The organism is Sphingopyxis sp. (genome assembly GCF_035565275.1).
Taxonomy (GTDB): domain Bacteria; phylum Pseudomonadota; class Alphaproteobacteria; order Sphingomonadales; family Sphingomonadaceae; genus Sphingopyxis.
In genome coordinates this window covers 1-10,379 of the sequence record NZ_DATMST010000129.1, presented here as the reverse complement: position 1 = coordinate 10,379, position 10,379 = coordinate 1, and the positions used below count along the sequence as shown (strand labels likewise).

12 protein-coding genes are annotated in these 10,379 nt (G+C 64.2%); 9 read left to right on the top strand and 3 right to left on the bottom strand.

The window, feature by feature from the left end:
- The 4 genes from rho to VN047_RS08565 all read left to right on the top strand — a co-directional run.
- Window positions 1-595: transcription termination factor Rho (gene rho / locus VN047_RS08580; protein ID WP_325541737.1), on the top strand; the 595-nt coding region annotated here is incomplete at its 5' end.
- 9 nt (window positions 596-604) lie between these two features.
- Window positions 605-898, top strand: a complete 294-nt coding sequence (locus VN047_RS08575; RefSeq protein WP_325541735.1) for an antibiotic biosynthesis monooxygenase — start codon at window positions 605-607, stop codon at window positions 896-898.
- A 59-nt stretch (window positions 899-957) separates the two neighbouring features.
- Entirely contained in the window at window positions 958-1,620 is a 663-nt protein-coding gene (locus VN047_RS08570) for a TerC family protein (RefSeq protein WP_414712683.1), read from the top strand.
- Window positions 1,621-1,696: 76 nt separating this feature from the next.
- Window positions 1,697-2,083: a DUF1489 domain-containing protein gene (locus VN047_RS08565; protein WP_325541733.1), complete on the top strand. Its 387-nt coding sequence runs from the start codon at window positions 1,697-1,699 to the stop codon at window positions 2,081-2,083.
- Here VN047_RS08565 and VN047_RS08560 read toward each other — a convergent pair.
- Genes VN047_RS08560 through VN047_RS08550 form a run of 3 tightly spaced genes read right to left on the bottom strand, consistent with a single transcriptional unit; the run spans window position 2,080 to window position 4,766 of the window.
- Complete coding sequence (locus VN047_RS08560) at window positions 2,080-3,657, bottom strand: FMN-binding glutamate synthase family protein (protein WP_325541731.1); 1,578 nt, start codon at window positions 3,655-3,657, stop codon at window positions 2,080-2,082. The genes VN047_RS08565 and VN047_RS08560 overlap by 4 nt on opposite strands.
- A gap of 15 nt (window positions 3,658-3,672) precedes the next feature.
- Window positions 3,673-4,071, bottom strand: coding sequence for a nuclear transport factor 2 family protein (locus VN047_RS08555; RefSeq protein WP_325541729.1), 399 nt, complete (start codon window positions 4,069-4,071; stop codon window positions 3,673-3,675).
- Window positions 4,068-4,766 (bottom strand): dienelactone hydrolase family protein, encoded by a 699-nt coding sequence (locus VN047_RS08550; RefSeq protein ID WP_325541727.1) that lies wholly within the window; start codon window positions 4,764-4,766, stop codon window positions 4,068-4,070. The genes VN047_RS08555 and VN047_RS08550 overlap by 4 nt, the downstream gene beginning before the upstream one ends.
- 92 nt (window positions 4,767-4,858) lie before the next feature.
- Here VN047_RS08550 and VN047_RS08545 point away from each other — a divergent pair, with 92 nt between their 5' ends.
- The 5 genes from VN047_RS08545 to VN047_RS08525 all read left to right on the top strand — a co-directional run bounded on the left by VN047_RS08545 (window position 4,859) and on the right by VN047_RS08525 (window position 10,241).
- Entirely contained in the window at window positions 4,859-5,155 is a 297-nt protein-coding gene (locus VN047_RS08545) for a DUF6489 family protein (protein ID WP_325541725.1), read from the top strand.
- Window positions 5,156-5,178: 23 nt separating this feature from the next.
- On the top strand, window positions 5,179-6,483 hold the full coding sequence (mnmE, locus tag VN047_RS08540) for a tRNA uridine-5-carboxymethylaminomethyl(34) synthesis GTPase MnmE (protein ID WP_325541739.1): 1,305 nt from the start codon (window positions 5,179-5,181) through the stop codon (window positions 6,481-6,483).
- A gap of 74 nt (window positions 6,484-6,557) precedes the next feature.
- Window positions 6,558-8,426: a tRNA uridine-5-carboxymethylaminomethyl(34) synthesis enzyme MnmG gene (gene mnmG / locus VN047_RS08535; protein WP_325541723.1), complete on the top strand. Its 1,869-nt coding sequence runs from the start codon at window positions 6,558-6,560 to the stop codon at window positions 8,424-8,426.
- A 376-nt stretch (window positions 8,427-8,802) separates the two neighbouring features.
- Window positions 8,803-9,462, top strand: a complete 660-nt coding sequence (gene rsmG / locus VN047_RS08530) for a 16S rRNA (guanine(527)-N(7))-methyltransferase RsmG (protein ID WP_325541721.1) — start codon at window positions 8,803-8,805, stop codon at window positions 9,460-9,462.
- Entirely contained in the window at window positions 9,459-10,241 is a 783-nt protein-coding gene (locus VN047_RS08525; RefSeq protein ID WP_325541719.1) for an AAA family ATPase, read from the top strand. Before rsmG ends, VN047_RS08525 begins: the two co-directional genes overlap by 4 nt.
- Window positions 10,242-10,379: the final 138 nt, after the last annotated feature.

The window sequence follows — 10,379 nt, the reverse complement described above, 5'->3', positions numbered from 1 at the left end:
CAGCGTGAACGGCGAGGTCGTCTCCTCGACCTTCGACGAGCCCGCGACGCGCCACGTCCAGGTCGCCGAAATGGTGATCGAAAAGGCGAAGCGCCTCGTCGAGCACAAGAAGGATGTCGTCATCCTGCTCGACTCGATCACCCGCCTCGGCCGCGCCTACAACACCGTCGTCCCGAGCTCGGGCAAGGTGCTGACCGGCGGCGTCGATGCCAACGCGCTCCAGCGTCCGAAGCGCTTCTTCGGTGCCGCGCGCAACATCGAGGAAGGCGGTTCGCTGTCGATCATCGCGACCGCCCTGATCGATACCGGCAGCCGCATGGACGAGGTCATTTTCGAAGAATTCAAGGGCACGGGTAACTCTGAAATCGTGCTCGACCGCAAGGTCGCCGACAAGCGCATCTTCCCGTCGCTCGATGTCGGCAAATCGGGCACGCGCAAGGAAGAGCTGCTCGTCGAGAAGGACAAGCTCAGCAAAATGTGGGTGCTGCGCCGCATCCTCATGCAAATGGGTACGATCGACGCGATGGAATTCCTGCTCGACAAGATCAAGGATTCGAAGACCAACGAGGATTTCTTCGACAGCATGAACCAGTAAGCCGGCGTCATGGCCGTTCTCGAGCATGCGTTGCTTCGCGTTCGCGCGGGGCCTGAAAGCGAATTCGAGGCGGCCATGGCCGAGGCACGCCCGTTGATCGAGGCGTCGCCCGGATTTATTTCGCTCGAAATTCGCCGCCCGACAGGAACCGGACAGCCTTATCTGCTGTTGGCTGAATGGCAGTCGGTCGAAGATCATCGCGATGGTTTTCGACAATCGGGTCGCTATCAGCAGTGGCGCGCGTTGCTGCACCCCTTTTATGACCCTATGCCAGAGGTCAGCTATTTCGGAGAATTGCTGTGATCTTGGAATTTCTGGTGCAGGCCGGCGCGGCCACCGAAGGATTTGGCGGACCCGCGGGGATGTGGGCGGCGATCGTCAAGGATTTCTCGAACATCACCGAGCCCGCGGCCTTTGCTGCCTTCCTGCAGGTGTTGATGATCGATCTCGTCCTCGCGGGTGATAATGCAATCGTCGTCGGCGCGCTCGCTGCGGGGCTTCCCGCCGAACAGCGCAAGAAGGTCATCCTGATCGGCGTGCTCGCTGCGCTGGTGCTACGGATCGCGTTCGCGCTCGTCGTCACCCAGTTGATGCAGATCGTCGGGCTGATTTTCGTCGGCGGGCTGCTCCTGATCTGGGTGGCGTGGAAAATGTGGCGCGAGCTGCGCCACACCGGCCAGTCGCACGGCTCGCCCGAGATCGAGGGCGATGAGCAATCGGGCCTGAAACCGGCCAAAAGCTTTGCCGGCGCCGCTTGGGCGGTCGCGGTGGCCGACGTCAGCATGAGCCTCGACAATGTGCTCGCAGTTGCGGGCGCGGCGCGCGAGCATCCGGGAATCCTGATCGTGGGCCTTATCTTTGCCGTCGCCCTGATGGGCGTCGCGGCGAATATCATCGCCAAATATATCGAACGTTACCGCTGGATCGCCTACATCGGTCTTGCCGTGATCGTCTATGTCGCGGTCAAGATGATCTACGAAGGCTGGGTCGATCCCGGCGTCGGGATCGGGACACTGTTCGGCTAAAAAGGAAAAGCCAGTCCTTCGCGGGGCTGGCTTTTTTCTTCTCCGTCCCCATCTCCCGGTCATGCCCGCTCTCCATATGACCCGCGTCGCCGTCGGCTGCGCCGACTATCCGGCGCTGCAGGCGCGGATCGCCAACCACGACCAAAATGGCGAAATCCGTTTCACGACGCGGTTCAAGCCAAAGCGCGCCGATGAGCTGATCGGCGGCAAATTGCATTTCATCGTCAAGCACACGCTGGTCGCGCGCGTCGAGATCCTGCGGTTCGAGGATCGCAGCGACGGGCGGGTCGATATCGTATGCGTCGCGGCTCTTGAGCGCATTCATCCGCGGCCGAAGCGGGCGCATCAGGGGTGGCGTTACCTTGCCGACGACGATGCACCGAAGGGGATCGGCGAAGGCGACGGGCTCGCCGATCTGCCGCCCGAACTCTATCGCGAACTGGCCGAACTCAGCCTGATCTAGAGCGCTGCGCGGAAGCTGTCGGCGCTCGCCATCGTCCAGTAACGGGCGCCCGCGACCGAATCAGGGTCCTCGAGCAACACGCCGCGGTCGTAGAATTTATAGATGCAGTCGATCGAATCCGAGCGTGCCGAATTCAGCCGCTCGTGAAGATGGTGCGGCTGGATCTGCCATGGGGATTCAAGCCCCATCGCACAGTTGATGTCCCACAAGGCATTGACCGTGGCCGCCTGAAAGCGTCGGACCCGCTCTGCCTTGTCCTCGACAACCAGCCCGCGCTGGCGGCCGGGATCCTGCGTCGCGACGCCGGTCGGGCACTGGTCGGTGTGGCATTTGAGCGACTGGACGCAGCCCAGCGAGAACATGAAGGCACGCGCGGCGTTCGACCAGTCGGCACCGAGCGCGCAATTGACTGCGAGTCCCGCGCCCGAATGAACCTTCCCCGACGCGGCGAGCCGGATTTCCTCCTTGAGGCCGCAGCCGACGAGGGCGTTGCGCACGAAGATCAGGCCTTCGCGCAGCGGCATGCCGACGCGGTTCGAAAATTCGACCGGTGCTGCACCGGTACCGCCCTCGGCACCATCTACAACGATAAAGTCGAGGCGAATACCGGTCTCGATCATCGCCTTCATGACGGCATAAATTTCGTGCGGCTGGCCTACGCAGAGCTTGATCCCGACGGGTTTTCCGCCTGACAGGCCACGCAACCGTGCCGCCCATTCGACCATTTCGATCGGGGTCGCGAATGCCGAATGCGCGGCGGGAGAGACGCAGTCCTGTCCCTCGGGCACCCCGCGCGTCGCTGCGATCTCGGCGCTGACCTTGGCGCCCGGAAGAACGCCGCCGTGTCCGGGCTTGGCCCCTTGGCTCAGCTTGATCTCGATCATCTTGACCTGATCCTCGGCGGCGCGATCGCGGAAGCGTTCGGGATCAAAGCGGCCTGCTTTATCGCGGCAACCGAAATAGCCGCTGCCAAGTTCCCACACGATGTCGCCGCCGTGGATGCGGTGATAGGGGCTGAAGCCGCCTTCGCCCGTATCGTGGTAGAAATTTCCGAGCTTCGCACCGAGGTTGAGCGCCTCGATCGCATTGGCGCCGAGTGAACCGAAACTCATCGCCGAAATGTTGAGCAGCGCCGCATCATAGGGACGCGCGCATTGCTCCGTGCCGATGCGGACGCGTTGCGACCGGTCGGGTGCCATCGCCGGCGCGATGCTGTGGCTCATCCACTCATATTCGTCTGAATAGACGTCGAGTTCGGTACCGAAGGGATGGCTGTCGAGTTCGCGCTTGGCGCGCGCATAAACGATGTCGCGCTCGGCACGGGCAAAGGGACGACCGTCAAGCGGGCCCTCGACGATATAGGCATAAAGAAAGGGGCGAAGTTCCTCGAACAGCCAGCGAATCCGGGCGATCAGCGGGAAGTTGCGGCGCAGGCTGTGGTGGCGCTGGACCACATCGTGGAAGGTGAGGAGGAGCAGCGGCACCCACAGCAGAAGCGTCCAGCGCGCCGGCGCCCACCAGACCGCGAAGAGGACCGCGGCGAGGAGGATTGGAAAGGCGATCCAGCGATGCATCGGACGCTCCGCCGCTCAGTTCGCCTGCGCCGCGAGCATCGCGGCCATCTTCTCCCAGACCTTGTTGATGGCTTTGAGCGGGCGAACCATCACCTTGAAATCATTTATTTTTCCTTCGGAATTCCAGCGAATGATGTCGACGCCGTTGATCTGGGTCCCGTCGAGTTCGGTCTGGAATTCGAGCATGGCCTGATCGCCGTCGACGATCTCGCGCAAATAGCGGAAATGGTCGCCGCCGAGGGCGTGGCTTGCGGCATGGAGATAGGCGAAGACCTTGTCGCGCCCTTCCTGCGGGGTGTGGACGACCGGCGAGTGGAACACCGCATCCGCGGCGAGCTGGTCGCGCAGGGCCTGCGGGTCGCTCGCCGCCGCCATATAAGCGTGCCAGGCGGCGAGGCCGGGATGCGCGCTCATGCAAGATGCTCGGCAAGGAAGGCGCGGGTGCGGCCGTCGGCGAGATTGGCGGCGGCTTCATCGCGGCGGTCGCCGTGCGTCGCGGCGAAACCATGGTCGAGCCCTTCATAGTCGTGGAGCGTGACTTTGGGGTGCGGGTCGAGCGCTTCATGCATCTTCGCTTGCGCTTCGGGACTGACGAAATGGTCGGCGGTGGGGATATGGAGCATCAGCGGCCGGGCGATCGCATGGCTTTCGTTGAGCATCTGGTCGATCATGACGCCATAATAGCCGACCGAGGCATCGATGTCGGTGCGCGCCGCGGTCATATAGGCGAGGCGGCCGCCGAGGCAGTAGCCCGCGCAGCCGACCTTGCTTGCGCCCTGGCCATGGAGCCAGCGGATCGTCGCTTCGATATCCTTGACCCCGTCGTCGGCATCATATTGGCCGAAATAGCCGAAGGCTTCCTGCAGTTCTGCATCGATGTCGGGATCAAGCTCGACCCCGGGCGCGAAGCGCCAGAAGATATCGGGCGCGACCGCGAGATAGCCCTCCGCCGCCCAATCGTCGCATTTCTCGCGAATGCCCGCGTTGACGCCGAAAATCTCGGGAATGACGATGACCGCGCGCGACGAATCGGCGTCGGGGCGCGCGACATAGGCGGGAATCTCGCCTTGGCTGTCGAGCGCGGGGATGGAGATATTCGTTGCGGGCATCGGGGGCTCCTGACTCTTGCCAAGTGGAAGGGAAAGCGCGAAGCTAGCGGGCGTGCTGGCGCGGCTCAAGCGCCGAAGGGGAAGGACAGGCGATGAAGTTCAATATCGAGATCGATTGCACCCCTGAAGAGGCGCGCCGGCTGTTCGGGCTTCCAGATCTCGAGCCGCTGCACGACATTTATTTGAGCCGCGTCAAGGAATTGATGGCAAAGGGAATTACCCCCGACATGGTCCAGTCGATGGTCAAGACGTGGGTACCGATGGGCGGGAGCGGACTTGAGCTTGTGCAGTCGTTGCTCGGTCAGTTTGGCGGCGGGTTGATGGGCGGCGCCTCGAAATCGGCCGACAGGGATGATGACGACAAGCCCGCTAAAGGGCGCAAGAGCTGAACCAAGGACCTGCAAGCGATACGATTTTTGCGCTGTCGAGCGGGATGCCGCCGGCGGCGATCGGCGTCGTGCGGGTAAGCGGGCCGCAGGCGGGCGCGGCGCTCGAAGTCCTTGCGGGACGATTGCCGCCGCCACGGCATGCCTCGCTCGCGATGTTGAAGGATGAAATGGGAGCAGCGCTCGACCGGGCGTTGATCCTCTGGTTCCCGGGGCCCGCGACCTCGACGGGCGAAGATCTCGCCGAATTGCATCTGCACGGTGGACGCGCCGTTGTCGCGGCGGTCGAGGCGATGCTGGGAAGCTTGCCGGGGTTGCGCCCGGCGATCGCCGGCGAGTTCACGCGGCGCGCGTTCGAGAACGGGCGAATCGACCTCGCCGAGGCCGAGGGTCTCGCCGATCTGCTCGCGGCCGAGACCGAGAGTCAGCGGGTGCAGGCGCTCGGGATAGCAGGCGGACATGTATCGCGCGCGGTCGCGGAATGGCAGGAGCGGTTGCTTGGATTGATGGCGGGTGCCGAGGCCGAGCTCAATTTTGCTGACGAGGATGATGTTGAAGTTGCGGAAGGTGTCGCGCAGCGTTTGATTGCGGGGATGGCCGGGCTTTCCGCGGAGCTGGGCGAATGGCTCGGACGGCCGGCAGCCGAGGTGATCGCCGAAGGGTTGTCGGTGGTGATCGCGGGGCCGCCGAATGCCGGAAAATCGACCCTGATCAATGCCTTGGCGCAGCGTGAGCTCGCCATCGTGTCGCCGGTCGCGGGGACGACGCGCGATGTGATCGAAACACCGCTCGCGCTCGACGGCATCGCGATGCGCTTTTCGGACACGGCGGGTCTGCGTGCGGAAAGTGCCGACGACATCGAGATGATCGGGATCGATCGGGCAAGGGCGGCGGTCGAGGCGGCGGATATCCTTCTGTGGCTGGGACGACCGAAGGACGTACCCGGTCATCCGCGCGCGATCCTGATCGCGGCGCAGGCCGATCGCTGGCGCGGCGACGCGGCAGCCGAGGCCGACGCGGCGCATTGCGATCTGATCCTCTCGGCGACGACGGGCGAGGGGATGGACAAGCTTCACAGCCATGTCGTCGAGATGGCGCGAACGTTGCTGCCCCGCGAAGGCGAAGCGGCGTTGCGCCAGCGCCAGCGCATCGCGCTGGCCGAAGCCCGCGAATGGCTGACGATAGAGGCGGGTTCGCGCGAGGCCCGCGATTTGATCCTGATCGCCGAAAGGCTCAGACTCGCCGGCGCCGCGCTCGACCGGATCACGGGCCGCGCCGGGGTCGAAGACATGCTCGATGCTCTGTTCGGGCGCTTCTGCATCGGAAAATGATGTTCCACGTGAAACATCGGCGGATCGCGACGCAGTGGATTTGACGGCTACTTTGCGTTAAAGGCGCCGCAATCATGCAGAATCGCGATATTTTCGATGTCATCGTCGTCGGCGGTGGACACGCCGGAACCGAGGCCGCCGCGGCGGCGGCGCGGCTCGGCGCGCGCGTGGCGCTCGTCAGTTTCGACCCCGCGCTGATCGGTACGATGTCGTGCAACCCGGCTATTGGTGGATTGGGCAAAGGCCACCTGATGCGCGAGGTCGATGCGCTCGACGGCTGGATGGCGCGCGCTGCCGACAGGGCCGCGATCCACTATCGTATGCTCAACGCGTCAAAGGGTGCGGCGGTGCAGGGGCCGCGCATCCAGGCCGACCGGACATTATATCGCGCGGCGATTCAGGACCTGCTGGGCGCCGAGGATGGCATCACGGTCGTAGCCGGGGAAGCCGCAGCGCTGCGATTGTCGGAATGCGGCAGGGCAGAGGGCCTCGAACTGGCCGACGGATCGACACTGACGGCCCGTGCGGTGGTTCTGGCAACCGGTACCTTCCTCGGCGGAAAGCTGTTCCGCGGCGAGGAACGCATGGATGGCGGACGCATCGGCGAAGCCGGCGCGCATCGGCTCGCCGGACAGTTGCGCGGCGCAAACTTGCCCATGGCGCGGCTCAAGACCGGAACGCCCCCGCGGCTCGACGGGCGGACGATCGACTGGGCGCGGCTCGCCGAGCAGCCGTCGGACAGCGCCGAGGGTGCGAACTGGACCTGTTCCACGTGGAACAGCGAGCGCACGGTGCCGCAGATTTTTTGCGCGATCACGCGCACCAACGCCGAAAGCCACGCGATCATCGCGGCGAATCTCGATCGTTCGCCGTTGTTCACCGGCGCGATCGGGGCGGCGGGGCCGCGCTATTGCCCGTCGATCGAAGACAAGATTCACCGCTTTGCCGACCGCGACGGGCATCAGGTGTTTCTTGAGCCCGAGGGCCTCGACTCGTTTCTCGTCTACCCGAACGGGATTTCGACATCGCTCCCCGCCGACGTGCAGCTTGCGATGCTGCGCACCATGAAGGGGCTTGAGACGGTCGAGATGGTCGTTCCGGGCTATGCGGTCGAATATGACCATATCGATCCGCGTGCGCTCGACCGGACCTTGCAGGTGCGCGCGATGCCAGGTGTCTGGTGCGCGGGGCAGATCAACGGCACCACCGGATATGAGGAAGCGGCGGCTCAGGGACTGATCGCGGGCGCGAATGCGGCGCTTGCCGCACAGGGACGCGACCCGCTGATCCTCGACCGGTCGGAGTCCTATATCGGCGTGATGGTCGACGATCTGGTGCTGCAAGGGGTGACCGAGCCGTACCGGATGCTCACCGCACGCGCCGAATACCGGTTGCGGCTCCGCGCCGACAATGCCGCGACGCGGTTGACGCCGACGGGGATCGCGCTGGGGCTGGTGCGGTCGGCAACGGCGGCGTTGTTCGCCGCGCGGCAGGTGGAGCGGGCGAAGGCAGAGGCGCTGCTGGACGCGCCGGTGGCGACCGCCGACTATGCCGCGATAGGGCTGGCGTTGCCGGGCGACGGGATCGCGCGCAAGCGGATCGACCTGCTGCGCTATCCCGACGTGACGGCGGCGACGCTCGCGCAGCTTGCGCCCGAACTCGAATCGATCGATGCGGCGATCCTGTCGGAGGTTGCCGAGGACGCGCATTATGCGCCTTATATCGCGCGGCAGGATGCGGAACTGCGCGCGCTCGCCGCGAACGAAGCGATCGCGCTCGATCCCGCGCTTGACTATGCCGCGATCGGCGGCCTGTCGCGCGAGATGGTCGAACGGCTGACCAGGGCGCAGCCCGAGACACTGGGACAGGCGGCGCGGATTGATGGCGTGACTCCGGCGGCGCTCACGGCGATCATGGTGCATAGCCGGCGGCGGGCGGCGTGAATTGTGCCGACCGGGTTTGGAAAAAAACGCGGGGTTGCTTTGGGGTGGGAAGCGGACATTCGTCATCCCGGACTTGATCCGGGATCCACCGCGGCGCTGAAGTCATAGACCCCGGATCAAGTCCGGGGTGACGTTGAATGAATTGGCAGCCGCCGGTCGAAACTGTCATCCGTTATCGCGAAATGAGCGGGGATCTATTTCCCGCCTTCGCGGAAGTATGGATCAGGATCGGGAGCAACGGGATTGTCGGGGCGGCGGATTGTGCGCGCTGCACATATTTCCGGGAACACTTTCAAAGTTTCGCACGAAAGCGCAAAGGCTCTAAACGCGCAAAAGCTGGATTTCCGCTTCGCGGGAATGAAGGGTTGATTTGATAATGGAATGCGAACTGATCGATAGCGAAGAGGCCGCGCGAGGGTGGTTGGAGACGGCGTTCGCACCGACCGCCGACCAATGGACGAAACTCGAACGGTTCGTTGCGCTGCTGGTAGCCGAAAATGAACAGCAGAATCTGATCGCTGCATCGACGATCCCGACGATCTGGGTGCGGCACATTGCCGACAGTGCGCAGCTTCTGTCCTTCGATACGCGCGACGGGGAGGGGCTCTGGATCGACCTGGGAAGCGGGCCGGGGTTGCCGGGACTCGTCGTCGCGATCCTCAGCCCGCGGCCGATCCTGCTCGTCGAATCGCGCAAGAGGCGCTGCGACTTTCTGCGCGCCGTGACGGACGAAATCGATCTCGCCCATGTCGAGGTTGTCGAGGCGCCGCTCGACCGGATCGGCACGCGTCCGGCCGCCACGATCAGTGCGCGCGCCTTTGCGCCACTCGACCGGTTGATCGGCTTATCCACGCGTTTTTCCACCGAATCGACGCGCTGGTTACTGCCAAAGGGACGAAATGCGGTTAAGGAACTGGCGTTGCTGCCGGAGGCATGGCAGAGAATGTTCCACGTGGAACAGAGCCGCACCGACGCCGAAAGCCAGATACTGGTCGGTGATGGGCAAATCGGCGCAAAACAGCGAGGAAAGCGATGATCCGCATTGCCGTGGCGAACCAGAAGGGCGGGGTCGGCAAGACAACGACCGCGATCAATCTGGCGACCGCGCTCGCGGCGACGGGTTGGCGCACGCTGATCATCGACCTCGACCCGCAGGGCAATGCGTCGACGGGCCTCGGAATCAAGCAGTCGCAGCGCGAATTTTCGAGCTATGAACTGCTGCGCGGCGACGCGACCCTCGCCGAATGCGCGATCGCGACCGCGGTGCCGCGGCTCGATATCGTTACTGCGACGGTTGACCTGTCGGGTGCCGAAATCGAGCTGATCGAGTTTCAGGATCGCCTTCACCGGCTCCAGCAAGCCGTGTCGAGCGCCGAGGCGGGGCAGTGGGATATCTGCCTGATCGACTGCCCGCCGTCGCTCGGCATGCTGACGCTCAATGCCCTGATCGCGGCCGAATCGCTGATCGTGCCGCTGCAATGCGAATTTTTCGCGCTCGAAGGGCTGAGCCAGCTCCTTACCACGGTCGAACGCGTGCGCGAGCGCTTCAACCAGAAATTGTCGATCCTTGGTGTCGCGCTGACGATGTTCGATCGCCGCAACCGGCTGACCGACCAGGTATCGGACGATGTTCGCGAAGTGCTCGGTCCGGTCGTGTTCGAAACGGTGATTCCCCGAAACGTTCGTCTGTCCGAGGCGCCGAGCCACGGCTTGCCGGCGCTGATCTACGATCATCGCTGTGCCGGATCGGCCGCCTATATCGCGCTCGCGCGCGAGTTGATCGACCGGCTTCCCGAAATCCGTAAGGCGGCTTAAATGTCTGATAATAAAGATGAAAATGGAGCATCGCTGGCGCGGAAGCGTCCATCAGGACTCGGGCGCGGGCTGAACGCACTGTTCGGCGATGCTGCGGTCGAGGCGCCGGTGCTCGCGACTCCGGGCGGCGCCGCGAGG